This window comes from Pseudomonas sp. PsB, from assembly GCF_043658375.1.
Classification (GTDB): domain Bacteria; phylum Pseudomonadota; class Gammaproteobacteria; order Pseudomonadales; family Pseudomonadaceae; genus Aquipseudomonas; species Aquipseudomonas putida_Z.
In genome coordinates, this window is the sequence record NZ_JBIGLU010000017.1 from 1 (window position 1) to 19,572 (window position 19,572).

The 19,572-nt window shown below is 64.7% G+C and carries 13 protein-coding genes; 8 read left to right on the forward strand and 5 right to left on the reverse strand.

The window, feature by feature from the left end; genetic code table 11:
• Positions 1 to 152 (forward strand): GlpM family protein (locus ACGLHT_RS19300; protein ID WP_394520095.1); only part of this gene is annotated, 152 nt, incomplete at its 5' end.
• A 414-nt stretch (positions 153 to 566) separates the two neighbouring features.
• On the opposite strand, the gene ACGLHT_RS19305 is transcribed toward ACGLHT_RS19300, so the two are convergent.
• Entirely contained in the window at positions 567 to 1,562 is a 996-nt protein-coding gene (locus ACGLHT_RS19305; RefSeq protein ID WP_274120321.1) for an alpha/beta fold hydrolase, read from the reverse strand.
• A 196-nt stretch (positions 1,563 to 1,758) separates the two neighbouring features.
• Here ACGLHT_RS19305 and metR point away from each other — a divergent pair, with 196 nt between their 5' ends.
• On the forward strand, positions 1,759 to 2,676 hold the full coding sequence (gene metR / locus ACGLHT_RS19310) for a transcriptional regulator MetR (RefSeq protein WP_003258025.1): 918 nt from the start codon (positions 1,759 to 1,761) through the stop codon (positions 2,674 to 2,676).
• On the opposite strand, the gene ACGLHT_RS19315 is transcribed toward metR, so the two are convergent.
• Complete coding sequence (locus ACGLHT_RS19315; protein ID WP_137164733.1) at positions 2,660 to 3,073, reverse strand: NUDIX domain-containing protein; 414 nt, start codon at positions 3,071 to 3,073, stop codon at positions 2,660 to 2,662. The genes metR and ACGLHT_RS19315 overlap by 17 nt on opposite strands.
• Before the next feature lie 246 nt (positions 3,074 to 3,319).
• Here ACGLHT_RS19315 and ACGLHT_RS19320 point away from each other — a divergent pair, with 246 nt between their 5' ends.
• Both ACGLHT_RS19320 and ACGLHT_RS19325 read left to right on the forward strand, forming a co-directional pair.
• On the forward strand, positions 3,320 to 7,588 hold the full coding sequence (locus ACGLHT_RS19320) for a DEAD/DEAH box helicase (RefSeq protein ID WP_274120322.1): 4,269 nt from the start codon (positions 3,320 to 3,322) through the stop codon (positions 7,586 to 7,588).
• A 276-nt stretch (positions 7,589 to 7,864) separates the two neighbouring features.
• The gene (locus ACGLHT_RS19325) at positions 7,865 to 9,484 is read left to right on the forward strand and encodes an FMN-binding glutamate synthase family protein (protein WP_025340407.1); all 1,620 of its coding nucleotides are present in this window, start codon (positions 7,865 to 7,867) and stop codon (positions 9,482 to 9,484) included.
• 124 nt (positions 9,485 to 9,608) lie between these two features.
• Here the strand turns inward: ACGLHT_RS19325 and ACGLHT_RS19330 are convergent, their stop codons facing one another.
• Positions 9,609 to 11,027, reverse strand: coding sequence for an amino acid permease (locus tag ACGLHT_RS19330; protein WP_137164735.1), 1,419 nt, complete (start codon positions 11,025 to 11,027; stop codon positions 9,609 to 9,611).
• 476 nt (positions 11,028 to 11,503) lie between these two features.
• On the opposite strand from ACGLHT_RS19330, the gene ACGLHT_RS19335 reads away from it, so the two are divergent.
• From ACGLHT_RS19335 to ACGLHT_RS19345, 3 genes are all read left to right on the forward strand, one after another.
• Complete coding sequence (locus ACGLHT_RS19335; RefSeq protein WP_274120323.1) at positions 11,504 to 14,653, forward strand: transglycosylase domain-containing protein; 3,150 nt, start codon at positions 11,504 to 11,506, stop codon at positions 14,651 to 14,653.
• Positions 14,654 to 14,742: 89 nt separating this feature from the next.
• On the forward strand, positions 14,743 to 15,288 hold the full coding sequence (locus ACGLHT_RS19340) for a PadR family transcriptional regulator (RefSeq protein WP_046614772.1): 546 nt from the start codon (positions 14,743 to 14,745) through the stop codon (positions 15,286 to 15,288).
• On the forward strand, positions 15,281 to 16,042 hold the full coding sequence (locus ACGLHT_RS19345; RefSeq protein ID WP_274078340.1) for a siderophore-interacting protein: 762 nt from the start codon (positions 15,281 to 15,283) through the stop codon (positions 16,040 to 16,042). Before ACGLHT_RS19340 ends, ACGLHT_RS19345 begins: the two co-directional genes overlap by 8 nt.
• Before the next feature lie 259 nt (positions 16,043 to 16,301).
• Here ACGLHT_RS19345 and ACGLHT_RS19350 read toward each other — a convergent pair whose 3' ends face one another.
• Positions 16,302 to 16,937, reverse strand: coding sequence for a Pr6Pr family membrane protein (locus ACGLHT_RS19350; RefSeq protein WP_274120324.1), 636 nt, complete (start codon positions 16,935 to 16,937; stop codon positions 16,302 to 16,304).
• A 1-nt stretch (position 16,938) separates the two neighbouring features.
• Positions 16,939 to 17,160, reverse strand: coding sequence for a VF530 family DNA-binding protein (locus ACGLHT_RS19355; protein ID WP_003252112.1), 222 nt, complete (start codon positions 17,158 to 17,160; stop codon positions 16,939 to 16,941).
• Positions 17,161 to 17,325: 165 nt separating this feature from the next.
• On the opposite strand from ACGLHT_RS19355, the gene ACGLHT_RS19360 reads away from it, so the two are divergent.
• The gene (locus ACGLHT_RS19360) at positions 17,326 to 19,371 is read left to right on the forward strand and encodes a TonB-dependent receptor (protein ID WP_274120346.1); all 2,046 of its coding nucleotides are present in this window, start codon (positions 17,326 to 17,328) and stop codon (positions 19,369 to 19,371) included.
• Positions 19,372 to 19,572: the final 201 nt, after the last annotated feature.

Below are 19,572 nucleotides of genomic sequence, written 5' to 3' on the forward strand. Positions count from 1 at the left end.
GCATGTGGTCGATCATTCCGTACTTCGTGTACCTGGCGACCTTGTATGTACTGGTCGACCGCATGCGCCTGGAGGCAACGCTGGCGTTGGCCACGGTGGCCTGGCTGATGGCGGCGACCGTGCTGGTGACCTTGTGGGTGCGGATGCACTGAGGCCAGTCGGCTGACGCAGTCCATGTAGGAGCGGCCTTGTGTCGCGATGGGGCGCGTAGCGGCCCCCGATTTCAGCTTCGCCGCGAGTATTCCGGGGCCGCTTTGCGGCCCTTTCGCGACACAAGGCCGCTCCTACATGGGATCGCATCAGCCTGGAAGCATGGAAATTCGCCCTGATTGCCGACCTGAGGACCACCATCCTGTTCGGCATGTGATCGATCATTCCGTACTTCGTGTACCTGGCAGCCGCGACGGCTGACGCGGTCCGTGTAGGAGCGGCCTTGTGTCGCTATGGGGCGCGTAGCGGCCCCCGATTTCAGCTTCGCCGCGAATATTGCCGGGGCCGCTTTGCGGCCCTTTCGCGACACAAGGCCGCTCCTACAGGGGATCGCATCAGCCTGGAAGCATGGGAATTCAGAGCCCTGCGATATGCGTGACATCCTGCCGATGTGCCTGCAGGTAAGGCAACACCGCCCCCAGCAACGGCGCCTTGAACGGCTCCTGGAAGCGGTGCGCCAACCCCGGTATCAAGCGCAGCTGGCTGCCCTGGATATGCGCCGCCAGGTGCACGCCATGCATCACCGGCAGCAACGGGTCGGCCGTGCCATGCACTACCAGGGTCGGCACCCGCAACTGGTTCAGCAACTCGACCCTGCTCGGCTCGGCCAGTATCGCCATGATCTGGCGCTTGGCCCCCTCCGGGTTGAACGCCCGGTCATAGGCCACGGCCGCCTGCTGCAGCAAGGCCGCACGGTCGTCACGCACCTCGGGGCTACCCAGCGCCGCCAGCAGGTCGGCCTGCTGTTCGATGGCCACTTCGCGGTTCGGTGCGCTGCGCCGGGCCAGCAACTGCACCAGCGCCGGATCCGGCGCCGGCAACCCCGCCGCCCCTGAACTGGACATGACCAGCGTCAGACTGCGCACGCGCTCGGGCGCCATGGCGGCCAGGTGCTGGGCAATCATGCCGCCCATGCTCACCCCCAGCACATGAAACTGGCGCACGCCCAACGCATCCATCAGGCGCAGGCCATCGTCCGCCATGTCGGTCAGCGTATAGGGCGCAGCCACCGGCAGGCCCAGTTTGTAGCGCAGCAGTTCGACCGTCAGGTTGGCCGACGGTGGCAGCTGGCTCCAGCGTGACAGGCCGACATCGCGGTTGTCATAGCGAATCACCCGAAAGCCCTGGCGGCACAACGCTTCGACCACGTCGTCCGGCCAGTGGATCAGCTGCCCGCCAAGGCCCATCACCAGCAGCAAGGCCGGGTCGCGTGGCGCACCGACGCTCTGGTACACCAGGCTGACCGCGCCCAGTTCGGCACGCTGCACCGGCACGTGGGTGTCACAACGCTGTTCAGCGAAACTCGCCGGTACGCCGAATACAAAGAAAAGAAAAAGCCAAAAAGCCCGCATGAAAGAAACACCAGAATGCAGATCCCCAGTAGAGCGCGAGTCTGATGAATTCTGTTCGGGCGCGCTGCCACAGTTCAGTGACAGTTTGATGACTTCCGCCAGGCGGTGCGGCGGTACGCCCAGTCGACAGGCGCGGCAACATGAGGGAAACTCAACTCATTCCCTGTTTCCTCAAGTCCACACACCGGAGTCAGCTGTGCTGGAGATCCGTCACCTGAAAACCCTTCATGCCCTGCGCGAGGCCGACAGCCTGGTGGAGGCCGCCGAGCGCCTGCACCTGACCCAGTCGGCGCTGTCGCACCAGTTCAAGGAGCTGGAAGAGCGCCTGGGCCTGCCGCTGTTCGTGCGCAAGACCAAGCCGATCCGCTTTACCAGCGCCGGGTTGCGCTTGCTGCAACTGGCCGATGCCACCCTGCCGCTGCTGCGCGGCGCCGAACGTGACATCGCGCGCCTGGCCGGTGGCACCGCCGGGCGCCTGCACATGGCCATCGAATGCCACAGCTGCTTCCAGTGGCTGATGCCGACCATCGACCAGTTCCGTGACGCCTGGCCGGAGGTGGAGCTGGACCTGGCCTCCGGCTTTGCCTTCGCCCCACTGCCGGCCCTGGCCCGCGGTGACCTGGACCTGGTGGTGACCTCCGACCCGCTGGACCTGGCGGGCATCACCTACGTGCCGCTGTTCACTTACGAGGCGATGCTGGCGGTGGCCAACCAGCATCCGTTGGCCAGCAAGCCCTACATCGTGCCGCAGGACCTGCTTGACCAGACCCTGATCACCTACCCGGTGGAGCGCGACCGCCTGGACATCTTCACCCGCTTCCTGGAGCCGGCCGACATCGAGCCCGCCGCCGTGCGCACGTCGGAGCTGACGGTGATGATGATGCAACTGGTGGCCAGCGGCCGTGGCGTGTGCGGCATGCCGCACTGGGCGCTGCACGAGTACAGTTCGCGCGGGTATGTGAAGGGCAAGCGCCTGGGTGAAAAAGGGCTGTTCGCCACGCTTTATGCCGCCGTGCGCACCGACATGCTCGATGCGCCATACATGCGCGACTTCCTGCTGACGGCGAAGGACACCTCGTTCGCCACCCTCGATGGTGTCAGCGCGGTGCGCTGACGGACTGGCGGTATAGCGGCAGGATCAGGTCGCGGGTCAGAGGTGCCAGCTGCATGGCGGGTGCCTGGTCAGCGGCCAGCCACACCACCTCCTCGATCTCCGCGGCCGGCAGCACGGCTGCGGCGCTGTCGACACGGAACAGTTCGGCCTGTACCTCGAAGCCAGGCTCGTTGGCGGCCGGGGCGCTGAACTGGCCCAGGTGCACGGCCTGGGCCGGGTCGATGTGCAGACCCAGCTCCTCATGCAGCTCACGCACCAACGCCTGCACCGGGGTTTCGCCAGCATCGATCTTGCCGCCGGGCTGCATGAAGGCCTGGGTGCCGCGTTTGCGTACCAGCAGGGTGCGTCCCTGGGGGTCGATCAGCAGGGCGGCGGCGATGCGGATGGTGTTGGGCATGGGCTGGGCTCACCTGAAACAATGGCCGGGGAGGATCCCATGGGGTTCCTGGCCTGACAAGGCCAGTGTTTCCTGTGCCGGCCTCTTCGCGGGTGAACCCGCTCCCACAAGTGCACCACAAGGCCAGAGAGCGGCGCAGTACCTGTGGGAGCGGGTTTACCCGCGAAGAGGCCGGCACAGGTCATAGCCGATCCGGCAGACGAACGGCCCCTTGCCAACCCGCCCCACACCCTCCATAACCAACACATGAACCTGCCCGCCAAACACCACCCGGTGCTCGAGCTGTTCCACCCCGCCGTGCGCACCTGGTTCCGTCGCCACTTCGCCACGGTGACCGATGCCCAGGCCCAGGCCTGGCCGTTGATCCATGCGGGCCAGTCGATGCTGCTGGCCGCGCCGACCGGTTCGGGCAAGACCCTCAGCGCGTTCCTGGCCGTGCTCGACGAACTGTTCCGCCAAGGCCTGGAGCATCAGGGCGAGCTACCAGCGCAAACCCAGGTGGTCTACGTTTCGCCACTCAAGGCGCTGTCCAACGATATCCGCCTGAACCTGCAAGCCCCACTCGAAGGCATCAGCCAGGCCCTCGCGGACCAAGGCCTGAACGCCCCGCGCATCACCACGGCCGTGCGCAGCGGCGACACCCCGCAGAAGGAGCGTGCCGCCATGCGCAAGCTGGCGCCGCACATCCTGGTGACCACCCCCGAATCGCTCTACGTGCTGATGGGCTCGGCTTCTGGCCGTAAAGGCCTGGCCAGCGTGCACACGGTGATCGTCGACGAAATCCATGCCCTGGCAGGCAACAAGCGCGGCGCCCACCTGGCACTGACCCTGGAGCGCCTGCAGGCCCTGTGCAACCGGCCGTTGCGGCGTATCGGCCTGTCGGCCACGCAACGCCCGGTCGAGCGGGTGGCGCAATTTCTGGTCGGCAACGGCCGCCCCTGCGCAATCGTCGATGTCGGCCATGCTCGGCAGCGCGACCTGGCCATCGAGGTGCCGCCAGTGCCGCTGGGTGCAGTGATGGCCACCGATGTCTGGGGCCTGGTCTATGACCGCCTGGCCACCCTGGCGCGCGAACATCGCACCACCCTGGTGTTCGTCAACACCCGACGGCTGGCCGAGCGCATCACCCGCCACCTCAGCGACCGCCTGGGCAAGGAGGCGGTTGCCGCGCACCACGGCAGCCTGGCCAAGGAGCTACGCCTGGATGCCGAACAACGCCTGAAGAACGGCCAACTGCAGGTGCTGGTGGCCACCGCATCGCTGGAGCTGGGCATCGATATCGGCGACATCGACCTGGTGTGCCAGATCGCTTCGCCAGGCTCGATCGCGGCCTTGCTGCAGCGGGTCGGCCGCGCCGGACACCAGGTCGATGGCGTGCCCAAGGGTCGCTTGTTCCCGACCTCGCGCGATGACCTGATCGAATGCGTGGCCCTGCTCGACTGCATACGCCGGGGCGAGCTGGATGAACTGCACATTCCCCGGGCGCCGCTGGACGTGCTGGCCCAGCAGATCGTCGCCGAAGCCAGCAACCAGCCCTGGCACGAACAGGCCCTGTTCGACTGCCTGCGCCAGGCCACACCCTACGCCGAGCTCGACCAGCAACATTACCAGGCCCTGCTGCGCATGCTCGCCGAGGGCTACAACGGCCGCCAGGGCGTGCGCAGTGCCTACCTGCACCGCGATGCGGTGAGCGGCACCCTGCGTGGCCGCCGCGGCAGCCAGCTGACCGCCCTGACCAGCGGCGGCACCATCCCCGACAACGCCGACTACGCCGTGCTGCTCGAACCGCAGGCGCTGAACATCGGCAGCGTCAACGAAGACTTCGCCGTGGAAAGCATCGCCGGCGATATCTTCCAGCTGGGCAATGCCTCCTATCGCATCCTGCGCGTCGAACCGGGCCGGGTGCGGGTGGAGGATGCCCAGGGCCTGCCACCGACCATCCCGTTCTGGCTGGGCGAGGCGCCGGGGCGCAGCGATGAGCTGTCTGCCGCAGTGGCCCGGCTGCAGGCGCAGATCGACCAACAGCTGGCTGACAACAACCAGGCCGAGGTGCTGGCATGGTTGCAGGCTACCTTCGAACTGGGCGAAGCCGCCGCTGGCCAGTTGCTCGACTACCTGGCCCGCACCCGCGAAGTCCTCGGCGCCCTGCCCTCGCAGGACACGCTGGTGATGGAGCGCTTCTTCGATGAGTCCGGCGGTACCCAGCTGATCATCCATTCGCCCTACGGCAGCCGCATCAACCGCGCCTGGGGCCTGGCCCTGCGCAAGCGTTTCTGCCGCACCTTCAACTTCGAGTTGCAGGCGGCGGCCAGCGAGGACGCCATCGTGCTGTCGCTGTCCTCCAGCCACAGTTTCGAACTGGACGACGTGTGGCGTTACCTGAACACCCGCAGCGCCGAGCCGATCCTTGTCCAGGCGCTGCTCGATGCGCCGCTGTTTGGCGTGCGCTGGCGCTGGAACGCCAGCGTGACCATGGCCCTGCCGCGCTTTGTCGGCGGTCGCAAGGTGGCGCCACAGATCCAGCGGATGAAGAGTGAAGACCTGATTGCCGCCGTATTCCCCGATCAGATCGCCTGCCTGGAGAACATCGTCGGCGAGCGGCAGATTCCCGATCATCCGCTGGTCGAGCAAACCCTCGACGACTGCCTGCACGAGGCGATGGACAGCGAAGGCTGGCTGGCGCTGTTGCGGCGTATGGAAAGCGGCACGGTACGCCTGCTGTGCCGAGATCTGCCCGCCCCTTCGCCGCTGGCGGCGGCCATCCTCAATGCACGGCCCTATGCCTTCCTGGATGACGCGCCACTGGAAGAACGGCGCACTCAGGCGGTGCTCAACCGACGCTGGAGCGAAGTGCAGAGCGGCGACGACCTGGGCGCGCTGGACGCCGATGCCATCGCCGCCGTCGCAGCCGAGGCATGGCCGCAACCGGGCAATGCCGACGAAATGCATGAAGCGTTGATGGGCCTGGGGGCCATCAGCCAGGACGAAGTGCAGGGCAATGCCAGCTGGGAGCTGCTGCTCAGGCAGTTGGCCAAGGCCGGCCGGGGCTTGCGCCTGGTGGATGAAAAGCTGTGGTTGGCGCGTGAGCGGTTGAGCCTGCTGCAAGTGCTGTATCCCGGCTCCCGGGTGGAACCTGCGTTGCAGGCACTGCCAGGCTTCGATCAGGCCATCGAGCCGGACATTGCGCTGGTCGAACTGCTGCGAGCCCGCCTGAGCGGCCATGGCCCGCTGACCCGTGCGCAGATTGCGGCAGCACTTGGCAAACCGCTGCCGGCCATCGAACAGGCCCTGGCCCGCCTGGAGGCCGAAGGCTATGTGCTGCGTGGGCATTTCAGCCCCGGCGCAAGCGAACTGCAATGGTGCGAGCGCCATTTGCTGGCGCGCATCCACCGCTACACGGTCAAACGCCTGCGCCGGGAGATCGAGCCGGTCAGCCTGCAGGACTTCATGCGCTTTCTGTTCGACTGGCAACACCTGGCCAACGACACGCGCCTGCGCGGCCCGCAAGCCGTGGCCGAGGTACTTGGCCAGTTGCAAGGGTTCCCGAGTGCAGCCGGAGCCTGGGAGGCCGAACTGCTGCCGGCACGTATCAAGGACTACAGCCCGCACTGGCTCGACGATACCTGCCGTAGCGGGCAGTTCGCCTGGAGCCGGCTGGCGACGACCGTGTCGAGCAACACCTTGTCGAGCACACCGCTGGTGCTGTTGCCGCGCGAGCATCTTGGGTTGTGGCGCAGCCTTGCCCCCGTGCCATCCCTGGATAGCCTCGGCGCACGGGCGCAACGCGTCCACGAGGTGCTGAACGCACATGGCGCGCTGTTCTTCGACGAGCTGACACACGATGCCCACCTGCTGCCCAGCGAACTGGAAACGGCCTTGCAAGAGCTGGTAGGCGCAGGCCTGGTAGGGGCCGACAGCTTCACCGGCCTGCGCAGCCTGATCACCCCGGCGACGAAACGCACATCGCGCAACAGCCGACGCGGCCACCCGCCGCTGTCCAGCAGCATGTCCCATGCCGGGCGCTGGGCCTTGCTGCGCAGGGGCGCTGTAGACGACAGCCAGCGCCTGGAGCACATCGCCCGGGCCCTGCTTCGGCGCTATGGCGTGGTGTGCTGGCGCCTGCTGGAGCGCGAAAGCGATGTGCTGCCGCCCTGGCGCGAACTGCTGCGCTGCTATCACAGGCTGGAAGCGCGTGGCGAGATTCGTGGCGGGCGTTTCATTGCCGGGCTGGCCGGCGAACAGTTCGCCCTGCCGGAGGCGGTGGGGCTGCTGCGGCAGGTGCGCAAGCGTGAATTGGACGGGGCACTGGTGGTGGTAAGTGCCAGTGACCCGCTGAACCTGGTCGGGTCGCTGCTGCCGGGGGCGAAAGTGCCGGCGGTGAGCGGCAACCGCCTGTTGTATCGCGACGGGGTGCCGGTGGCGGTGCGGGTGGCCGGGCACTATTCGTACTTGGTCGAAGCACCGGCACAAGAGCAGGAAAGCTGGCGGCAGAAGCTGCTGCGCGACACTATCTGAATCCCTTGTTGCCGACTTCGGGCATGCATAGCACCTGTAGGAGCAGCCTTGTGCTGCGAAGAGGCCATTATTGCCGAAGACAATCCGTATCCCTGCTGGCCTCTTCGCAGCACAAGGCTGCTCCTACAAAAGCCCGTGCTGGCCTGAAGACTATTGCCAGGCTCTGCGAGAATGATTTTCGCTACCCCGATTTTAATTTGCACAGCCGTGCAACTTGGCTATGGTCGGGGTTTGCCCCAGGCCCTGAGCCTGACCGCGCCATCGCAAGGACCCTGTATGAGCCTGTCACTTCTCAGCCGCTATGCCTTCTTCGCCGCCTGTGTGCTGTTCACCCTGGCGAGCCTGCCCTTCACCCACCACGAATGGTTGTGGCCGTTCACCCTGAGCACCGCCATCCTCAGCCTGATCGGCCTGTTCGACCTGTTGCAGCAACGCCACGCAGTACGCCGCAACTACCCGATCCTGGGCAACATCCGCTATCTGGTCGAGGCCATTCGCCCGGAAATCCGCCAGTACCTGCTGGAGGCAGACAGCGACGCCCTGCCGTTCTCCCGCGCCCAGCGCTCGCTGGTGTATGCACGGGCGAAGAACGAAGCCTCGGACAAGCCCTTCGGCACCCTGATCGACGTGTACGAGTCCGGCTTCGAATTCATCGGCCACTCCATGCGCCCGGCGCCATTGGCCGACCCGGCAAGCTTCCGGGTCATCGTCGGCGGGCCGCAGTGCAGCCAGCCATACTCGGCATCGATCTTCAACATATCGGCGATGAGCTTTGGCTCGCTCAGCGCCAACGCCATCCGCGCCCTCAACCAAGGCGCCAAGCTGGGCAATTTCCACCATGACACCGGCGAAGGCAGCATCAGCCCCTATCACCGCGAGCACGGTGGCGACCTGGTCTGGGAACTGGGCAGTGGCTACTTCGGGTGCCGCACGGCGGACGGGCGCTTCGACCCCGAGCGCTTCGCCACCCAGGCGCGCAGCCCGCAGGTGCGGATGATCGAGATCAAGATGAGCCAGGGCGCCAAGCCCGGCCATGGCGGCATCCTGCCCAAGCACAAGGTGACCCGGGAAATTGCCGAAACCCGTGGCGTGCTGATGGGCGAAGACTGCATATCACCGTCGCGCCACAGCGCCTTCTCCACCCCCATCGAGATGATGCAGTTCATCGCCCAGCTGCGTGAGCTGTCTGGCGGCAAACCGGTAGGTTTCAAGTTCTGCCTGGGCCACCCGTGGGAGTTCATGGGCATCGCCAAGGCCATGCTGGAAACCGGCATCCTGCCCGACTTCATCGTCGTCGACGGCAAGGAAGGCGGCACCGGCGCGGCGCCGGTGGAGTTCACCGACCACATTGGCGTACCGCTGCGCGAGGGGCTGCTGTTCGTGCACAACACCCTGGTCGGCCTGAACCTGCGCGACAAGATCAAACTGGGCGCCAGCGGCAAGATCGTCAGCGCGTTCGACATTGCCAGCGTGCTGGCCATTGGCGCCGACTGGGCCAACTCGGCGCGCGGCTTCATGTTCGCCATCGGCTGCATCCAGTCGCAGAGCTGCCACACCAACAAGTGCCCGACCGGTGTGGCCACGCAAGACCCACTGCGCCAGCGGGCGCTGGTGGTGCCGGACAAAGCCCAGCGGGTGCTGAACTTCCATCACAATACCTTGCGTGCCCTGGCCGAAATGCTTGCGGCAGCAGGCCTGGAGCACCCGGCGCAGCTGGAAGCCAAGCACCTGGTACGGCGCATCTCGGCCACCGAGATCAAGCTGTTCTCGCAGATGCATGTGTTCCTGAAGCCGGGTGAGCTGCTGACTGGCGAGGTGAACGGGCAGTTCTATTCGCGCATGTGGCAGCTGGCGCGGGCGGACAGCTTCGAACCGAACAGCGAAGTGGCAGCCTGATAGAACCCTGGGGCTGCTACGCAGCCCATCGCGACACAAGGCCGCTCCCACAGGAGTACGCTATCTCTTGTGGGAGCGGCCTTGTGTCGCGAAAGGGCCGCAAAGCGGCCCCAGCCATTTCAGATCAGGAAGCAGTACTGGCCACGCCCTGCGCGTCTTTCGGCGCCAGGCGGAATGCGTAGTACAGCACCGTCAGCAGCACCAGGAACGCCGGACCGATGTACAGCGCCACGCGGGTGTCCTCGAAGTACGCCATCAGGCCGACCACCAGCACCAGGAAGGCCAGCGCCAGGTACGAGCTCAGCGGCCACAACCACATACGGTACTTCAGTGCCTTGCGCTCGGCAGTGGTGAGGCCGGCACGGAACTTCAGCTGCGCCAGCAGGATCATCACCCAGGTCCAGATCGCGCCGAAGGTGGCGATCGAAGTCACCCAGACGAAGACCTTCTCCGGCACCAGGTAGTTGGCCAGCACGCCCAGCAGCAGCGCGCCGATCGACAGCAGCAGCGCGTTGCGCGGCACGCCGCTCTTCGACGTACGGGCGAAGGCCGCCGGGGCCTGGCCGTTCTGCGCCAGGCTGTAGAGCATGCGCCCGGTGCTGAAGATGCCGCCGTTGCACGACGACAGCGCTGCAGTGATGACCACGAAGTTGATGATGCCAGCGGCGGTCTTGATGCCCAGGCGCTCAAAGGTCATGACGAATGGGCTGCCCTGGCTGCCGATTTCGTTCCACGGGTAGATCGACAGGATCACGAACAGCGCACCGACATAGAACAACAGGATGCGCCAGAACACCGAGCCAATGGCCTGTGGGATGGTCTTTTGCGGGTTGCGTGCTTCACCGGCGGTCAGGCCGATCATTTCCACGCCCAGGTAGGCGAACATCACCATCTGCAGCGACATCAGCACGCCGGTCACGCCATTGGGCATGAAGCCGCCGTTGCTCCACAGGTTGGAGATACCCACTGCCACGCCGTCATTGCCGAAGCCGAAGGCAATGATGCCGATGCCGCCAAGGACCATGGCGATGATGGTGACAATCTTGATCAGGGCGAACCAGAACTCGAACTCACCAAACGCCTTGACGGCCACCAGGTTGACCGCCCCCATGCTGCCCAGCGCCGCCAGGGCCCAGATCCAGCGTGGTACGTCGGGGAACCAGATGCCCATGTAGATGGCCACCGCGGTGATTTCGGCAACGCAGGTCACCAGCCACAGGAACCAGTAGTTCCAGCCGGTAAGGAAACCCGCCAGCGGGCCGAGGTAGTCCTGGGCATAACGGCTGAACGAGCCGGCGACAGGGTTGTGCACGGCCATTTCGCCAAGGGCGCGCATGATCACCAGAATGGCCAGGCCGCCGATGATGTAGGACAGCATGATGGCGGGGCCGGCCATTTCGATGGCCTTGGCCGAACCGAGGAAAAGACCGACACCGATACAGGCGCCCAGCGCCATCAGGCGGATGTGCCGTTCGCCCAGTTCACGCTTGAGCGGGCCGCCTTCGGTGGCCTGGCCGTGGGCAGGGTGGTTGCCGACTGGCATAGCAATACAACCTCATTTTGTTATTGGATTTGACCTTCGTGCAGCACCGGCCAGGCCGATAGGCGTGGCGTTGGCTTGCCGAGCTGGCCTTGTGGGCCGGCCCGTGTGCCGGAATAGAGCGCCCGGCAAGGCGAAGGGGGCGAGCAGTATAGGAAGACCGTTGTAGGGGTTTTCGCTGTATAAACAGGAAAATTCAGCAAGATCTCTGGGGCCGCTTCGCGCCCCTTTCGCGACACAAGGCCGCTCCTACAAGCGTGCTCTGTCTCCTGTAGGAGCGGCCTTGTGTCGCGAAAGGGCTGCACAGCAGCCCCAAAATCGCCCGGCCACCATAGCAATATCGCCTTTCGAATAAACCCACACCAAAGCCGCATAGCCCTACGCCACTTTTCTCCGTCTCTTACAAATTTTTCACCTGACCCGCTCAACGTCTAAGCTTCAGACAAGCAAGACGAAAATACCTGGCCGGATAGAAGACTATGGGCGCACTGTGGCAATCGGAACCAAGCAGAACGGAAGCACCCGAGATACCTCCGGCCGAGACGCCACAACCCAAGTCCCCCCGTCAGCGTCGGCTATGGTGGCGGCTGATCATCCTCATTCTGCTGGTGGCGCTGGTGGCCATCGGCTTCGCTGCGTATGACGAATTCCGCACCTCCAATCTGCAGTCGCGGGAATTCAGCAAGCTGGCCAGCACCCTCACTTATTCGCTGCAACCAGGCCCCAGCGATGCCATCGTCTACCCCGGCGAAGGGCCGTTCGACAAACGCCTGGGCTACAGCGCGCTGGGCGAATTCCTGCCGCGCCTGCTCAAGCGCGACTACCTGATCAGCGAGCAGGTGAAGTTCTCGCCGGCGTTGATGAACTACGTCGATCATGGGCTGTTCGCCCCCTATATAGAGAAAATCCAGGCTGGCCTGTCGATCACCGACTGCCGCGGCGACATGCTGTACCAGTACAACTACCCGCAACACCTGTACCCGGACTTTGCGGCGATCCCGCCGGTGATCGTCAACAGCCTGCTGTTCATCGAGAACCGCGACCTGCTCGACACCAAGGACCCGCGCAACAACCCGGCCGTGGACTGGCCGCGCTTCGCCAAGGCCGCCTACAGCCAGGTGGCCAAGTACCTGGCCCTGCCCGGCCAGTCCGCTGGCGGCAGCACCCTGGCCACGCAGCTGGAAAAGTACCGCCATTCACCGGACGGCCTGACCGTTTCCGGCGCCGAGAAGATCCGCCAGATGATTTCCGCCAGCGTGCGCGCCTACCAGGGCGGCCCTGACACCACCGAGGCGCGCCAGCGCATCGTGCGGGACTACCTCAACAGCGTGCCGCTGTCGGCGGTGCCTGGGCATGGCGAAGTGCATGGCATGGCCGAAGGCCTGCGGGTCTGGTACGGCGCCGACTTCGACCAGGTCAACCAGGCCCTGAGTTCCAACGCCAGCGACCCCGAGAGCATGGCCGCACGCGGCCTGGCCCTGCGCCAGGTGCTGTCACTGATGATTGCCCAGCGCCGGCCGTCGCACTACCTGTCCAAGGGGCGGCTCGAGCTGGCCGAACTGACCGACGCGCACATCCGCGTGCTGGCCGCCAACAAGGTCATCGAGCAGCCACTGGCCGACGCGGCACTGGCCAGCAAGGCGGTATACCGCGACTGGGTGGCGCAACCGACCATTGTGCCGATTGTCACCAACAAGGGCATCAGCCTGGCACGCAACCGCCTGGCGGCCATGCTCAACCGCCCGCTGTACGACCTCGACCGGCTCGACGTGTCGGCCACCAGTACCCTTCAGTCCGACCTGCAGCTACAGGTCAGCCAGTACCTGAAAAACCTTGCCGACCCTGAATTCGCAGCGCAGATCGGCCTGATTGGCGAACGCCTGCTTACCGCCAAGACCACCGACCAGGTGAGCTACAGCTTCACCTTGTTCGAGCGCACCGCCGACGGCTCGCGGGTGCGGGTGCAGACCGACAGCACCGACCAGCCCTTCGACATCAACGAAGGCAGCAAGCTTGAACTGGGTTCCACCGCCAAGTTGCGGGTACTCACCACCTACCTGGAGATCATCGCCGAACTGCACGACAAGTACGCCGGCAAGCCAGCCGCCGAGTTGAAGAAAGTCGAAGTCGCCGAACTCGACCGCATCAGCCAGTGGTCGCTGGAATGGCTGGCGCAGAACAGCAAGAACCAGAGCCTGGACGCGATGCTCGATGCGGCGCTGGAACGCAAGTATTCGGCCAACACCGGCGAAGCCTTCTTCACCGGCGGCGGCATGCATGTGTTCAACAACTTCCGCAAGGAAGACAACAGCCGCAACCCAACCCTCAAGGATGCATTGCGCGAGTCGATCAACCTGCCGTTCATCCGCCTGATGCGCGACCTGGTGCGCTACGTGACCTACCAGCAGCCATACAACCGCGTGCCGCTGCTCAAGGACGACTCCGACCCGCGCCGCCAGGAATACCTGGCCCGTTTCGCCGACAAGGAAGGCACCAACTACCTGATGCGCTTCTGGAAGAAATACCAGCGCAAGACCTCGCAGCAGCGCCTGGACACCTTCCTCGACAGCATGCGCGTAACCCCGCAACGGTTGGCGGCCGTGCACCGCTACCTGTTCCCCGAGGCTGGCCAGGAAACCTTCAACGCCTTCGTCCGCGCCCACCTCAAGGGTGACAAGATCGTCCTGGGCAAACTGACCGATGGCCGCCTGTCGGAGATGTACGACGCCTATGGCCCGGGCAAGTACGACCTGCCCGACCAGGGCTATATCGCCAAGGTCCACCCGCTGGACTTGTGGCTGCTGGGTTACCTGCTGAAGAACCCCGGCTCTACCTTGACCGAAATGGTCAATGCCAGCCGCTTCGAGCGCCAGGAGGTTTACGGCTGGCTGTTCAAGAGCCGCCATCAGGGCGCCCGTGACAGCCGCATTCGCACCATGGTCGAGATCGAAGCGTTCCTCGACATTCACCAGCGCTGGAAGCGCGTGGGCTATCCATTCGACCACCTGGTACCCTCGCTGGCCACCGCCATCGGCAGCTCGGGCGACCGCCCCGCTGCCCTCTCCGAACTGGTCGGCATCATCCAGAACGACGGCGTGCGCCTGCCGACCTTGCGGATCGACACCCTGCACTTCGCTGCCAACACGCCTTACGAGACCAAGCTGGTCACCGACCCGGACCGAGGTGTGCGAATTCTGCCGGTCGAAGTGGCGCGCGCCCTCAAAGGCGCCATGTCGCAGGTGGTGGATGCGGGTACCGCGCGGCGTATTTCCGGCAGTTTCAAGCTGCAGGACGGCACGCCACTGGTTATGGGTGGCAAGACCGGTACCGGTGACAACCGCATCGAAAGCTTTGGTGCTGGCGGCCGGCTGATCGGCTCGCGCTCGCTGAACCGTACCGCCACCTTCGTGTTCTTCCTGGGCGACAACCACTTCGGTACCTTGACCGCGTTCGTGCCGGGGCGCTCGGCAGAGGCCTTCAAGTTCACCTCGGCGCTGCCGGTGCAGGTACTCAAGGGCATGGCTCCGATCCTCATGCCATACCTGCAACCGGGCAATCCGAATGAGTGCAAAGCGCCGCAAGTGGCCATGCACACAGCCGCGCAGCAAGGGGACACATCGAACAACTAGATGATAATCATCTGCAATTAAGGGCTTGTCTTTAGATATATCTTGAGTAACATCTTACGATATATCGCAAACGACGGAGCCCTGTCCCCATGCGCGAACATACCCCCCATGACCCCTTCGAGCGGCGCCCAGGTCGTGGCGAACGCGGCCCGCGCGTCTTCGCCCCCGGCGACCTCAAGCTGCTGATGCTGGCCCTGCTCGCCGAGCAGCCAGGCCACGGCTACGACCTGATCCGCCAGATCGAAAACCTGTTCGACGGCAGCTACAGTCCAAGCCCCGGGGTGATCTACCCCACCCTCAACTTCCTCGAGGAGGCCGAACTGATCAGCGGCCAGGTGCAGGGCAGCAAACGCCTCTATGCCATTACCGAAGCCGGCCGCACCGCCCTGGCCGAACAGGCCGTCGCACTGGACGGCGTGCGCATGCGTATCGAAGTCAGCAAGCGCGCCCTGCGCGGCCACGACCGCCCACCAGAGATTCATGAAGCGGTCGGCAACCTGCGCCACGCACTGCACATGCACAGTGGCCGCTGGACACCGGAAGAAATCGAGCGGGTCCGCGACCTGCTCAACCACACCGCCAAGGCCATCGCCTCCGGGCCGGCCGAACCTGTCAGGGAGACACCCCATGAGTGACACCATTCACCGCGTCAACCACGAAATCCGCCAACGCCGCCTGCAGGTGCTGCGGGTCACCGAACTGACCCCGCGCATGCGCCGCATCACCCTCGGGGGTGCCGAGCTGCAGGGCTTCACCAGCGTGGGCAGCGACGACCATATCAAGCTGCTGTTTGCCGAAACGCCGGAGCAACAGCAAGCCATCGAGGCTCGTAACCTGGGCCGAGAAGGTGGCGCGCGGCCTACCATGCGCGAATACACGCCACGGCGCATCGACCTGGTGGCCAATGAGCTGGAGATCGACTTCGTGCTGCACGGCGATGGCCCTGCCTCTACCTGGGCAGCCCAGGCTGCACCCGGGCAAACCCTGGACATTGCCGGGCCGCGGGCTTCGATGGTGGTGCCGGACATCTTCGACAGCTACCTGCTGATCGGCGACGAAACCGCCATTCCGGCCATTGGCCGCCGCCTGGAGGAATTGCCAGCGGGCCGCCAGGTACTGGCGGTTATCCAGATCGATGACGAGCAGGAACGCCAGCCACTGCCGAGCAAGGCACAGGTGGAGGTGATCTGGGTACGTCGCCAACAGGAGGACTTGCTGGCACTGGTGAAGAACCTGACCTTGCCGCAGGGCCGTTTGTACGGCTGGGTGGCACTGGAAAAGGCCCTGAGCCGGCAGGCCAAGGCACTGTTGCTGGAGAAAGGCTTGCCTGAGGATGCGCTCAAGGCTGTGGCCTACTGGCGTGCCGACGGGACTGCGGACGACGAATGATTGTTTATTGCCTGCACTGGCCGGCAAGCCAGTTCCCACAGGAATCGCGCAGCCCTTGAACGCTGAGGGGTGTAGGAGCGGCCTTGTGTCGCGAAAGGGCTGCAAGGCAGCCCCAGCAATTTCAACTGTTGCGCATCAATCCTGGGGCCGCGTTGCGGCCCTTTCGCGACACAAGGCCGCTCCTACAGGTACAGCGACAACCTAGAGATCAACGCTGTACTCGTGGGAGCTGGCTTGCCGGCGATAGGGCCAGTGCAGGTCAAGCCAATCTGTGCAGCCCCCGCCACCTGTCCAGCCCCAGCAACACCAGCCCAATCCCCCAGAACCCCGCCAACACCCCCAGGGCATTGAGCAATACTTGCCCATACCCCAGGCTCGCCACATCGATGAACGGGTAGGCATACACGCCAATCTCGCTCCCCCGCCACAGCGCGTAGGCAAAATACATCGCCGGGTACACCGCCCAGACCAGCAGATGCCATAGCCGCAACCTGCCCTTGGGCACCTCGCACCACCAGTACAAGGCATATAGCACGGGCATCACATCGTGCAGCAACTCGTCCGCCAGCCATTGCCAGCCCTGCGGTTGCCACAAGTGACGCAACAGCACGCTGTAGGCCAATGCCACCAGCACGATGCTGGCGGCCACCGCGGAACTCACCGCAGGCGACAGGAAAAAGCGCTTGGCACGGCATTCCCGGCCGAACGCCGCATAACTGAGCACCGTTGCCACCAGGGTATTGGTCAACACGGTGAAATACCCGAACACATTGATCAGGCCACCCACCAGACTGGCCTGTTCCTGCCAACGCGCCAACAACACCAGGTACACCTGCACGGCCAGACCGAACCAACCCAGCACGGCCATGCCGGTCAGCCAGGGACGGCGCGGCATGTCAGGCCTGGCGCTGCAGCTTCACGTACAGCTGCTCGACCTTTTCCCGTGCCCACGGCGTCTTGCGCAGGAAGGTCAGGCTCGACTTGATGGTCGGGTTGCTTTTGAAGCAGCGCACATCGATGCGCTCGGCCAGGCCCTGCCATTGGTAGTGCGCCACCAACTCGGTGAGGATCTGTTCGAGGGTCTTGCCGTGCAGCGCGTTGTGTTGGGCCGTGCTCATGCCAGTGCTCCGTAGGAAAGATGCGCACCTTACACGAGTGTAGTGGTGGGTGGGATCAGGTGAGTCGACAGAAAAACCGCTGGCCAGGCGCAAAACCTCTGTGCTGAAATGGAGATGTTATATTGTAACAATACAAAAGCATCTGCCAAGGAACGCCCCATGCCCATGCTGTACACACCGCTTCGCCTCTCTCCCCTCGCCGTCGCGCTGTGGCTGGCCGCATCACCCAGCCACGCCGTGGAACTCGAACCCCAGGTCATCACCGCCAACCCTTTGGGCAATAGCCAGCTGGCCGCACCCAGCACCGTGCTCGAAGGCAACAACCTGCTGCAACAGCAGCACGGCAGCCTCGGTGAAACCCTGAACAAGCAGCCCGGGGTCGCCTCCACCTGGTTCGGCCCTGGCGCCAGTCGCCCGGTAATTCGTGGCCTGGATGGCGACCGTATTCGCATCCTGCGCAATGGCGTCGGCGCCCTGGATGCTTCATCGCTGTCCTACGACCACGCCGTGCCGCTGGACCCGGTGACCGTCGACCGTGTCGAGATCGTCCGTGGCCCGGCAGCCCTGCTCTACGGCGGCAACGCCATCGGAGGTGTGGTCAATACCTTCGACAATCGCATCCCGGATACCCCCATCGAGGGCATCCAAGGTGCCGGTGAACTGCGCTACGGCGGCGCCGATACCACCCGCAGCAGCGCTGGCAAGCTGGAGGCCGGCAACGGTGCCTTCGCCCTGCACCTGGATGCCAACAGCCGCCAGTTCAACGACCTGCGCATCCCCGGTTACGCGCGCAGTTCCAAGGTGCGCGACGCCGACGAACCCGGCGGCAAGCACCGCCTGGAAAACAGCGACGGCCGCCAGGACGGTGGCGCCGTGGGTGGCGCCTACCATTGGGACCACGGTTACGCCGGCCTGTCGTACAGCCGCTACGACAGCAACTATGGCTCGGTGGCCGAGCCAGGTGTGCGCCTGGACATGAAGCAGGACCACTACGCCTTCGCCTCCGAACTGCGTGACCTGGACGGCCCGTTCACTTCGGTCAAGGTCGATGCCGGCTACACCGACTACGAGCACCGTGAAATAGAAGAAGGCGAAGTCCACACCACCTTCAGGAACAAGGGCTATGAAGCACGTATCGAAGCCCGCCACCAACCGCTAGGGCCGGTAGAAGGCGTGATCGGCGCCCAGGTCAGCCGCAACGAATTCTCCGCCTTGGGCGAGGAAGCCTTCGTCCCGCACACCGACACCGACAGCCTGGCGCTGTTCATGCTGGAGCAGTGGCAAGCCACCGAGCGCCTGAACCTGAGCCTGGGCGCACGCATGGAGCACACCCGGGTCGACCCGGATGCCAAAGGCAACGAGAACTTCGCCGACGCCGACAGCGCCAGCACTTTCAACGCCTTCAGCCTGTCTTCCGGGGCGGTGTACCAGCTCGACCCGATCTGGTCGCTGGCCGCCAACCTCGGCTACACCGAGCGCGCCCCGACCTTCTACGAGCTGTATGCCAATGGTGCCCACGTGGCCACTGGAGCCTTTGAAGTCGGCGATGCCAGCCTGAACAAGGAAAAAGCCATTTCCGCCGACCTGGCCCTGCGTTTCGACAACGGCACCCACAAGGGCAGTGTCGGGGTGTTCTACAGCCACTTCCGCAACTACATCGGCCTGATCGGCACCGGCAACACCCGCGAGGGGCATGACCACGACCATGGCGAGGATGACCATGACCACGATCACGACCATGACGGTTTCCCGGAATACCAGTACCAGGGCGTGCGGGCGCGCTTCTATGGCATCGAGGCCCAGGACCGCTGGCAACTGGCCGAGAACCGCTATGGCAGCTTTGCCCTGGAGCTCTCCGGTGACTACACCCGGGCGAAAAACCTCGACAGTGGCGAGCCGCTGCCACGCATCGCCCCACTGCGCCTGAACAGCGGCCTGGTCTGGGAGCTGGACCGCTGGCAGGCGCGGGTCGACGTGCAGCATGCTGCGTCGCAGCATCGCAAACCGGCCAACGAAACCAGCACCGATGGCTATACCACGCTGGGGGCCAGCGTTGGCTATCGCTTCGAAGTTGGCCAGAGCCAGTGGCTGGCGTTTGTGCGCGGCGAGAACCTGACTGACCAGACCGTGCGCTATGCCAGCTCGATCCTGCGCGATATCGCCCCGGCGCCGGGGCGTAGTGTGGAAGTGGGCCTGCGTACCTCCTTCTGATTGCAAATCAGTATCTGTGGGAGCGGGCATGCCCGCGAAGAAGCCGACACGGTGGATGGCACCGGCTCCGCCGGTGTTCGCGGGCGCGCCCGCTCCCACAAAGAGCTCGCAAGCTCTGGACTGTTGCCATATCAGCAACAATCCACTGCGACAATTTGTCTTTTTTTCTTACAACTTCCCCTATATCCTCCCCGCCGCAAG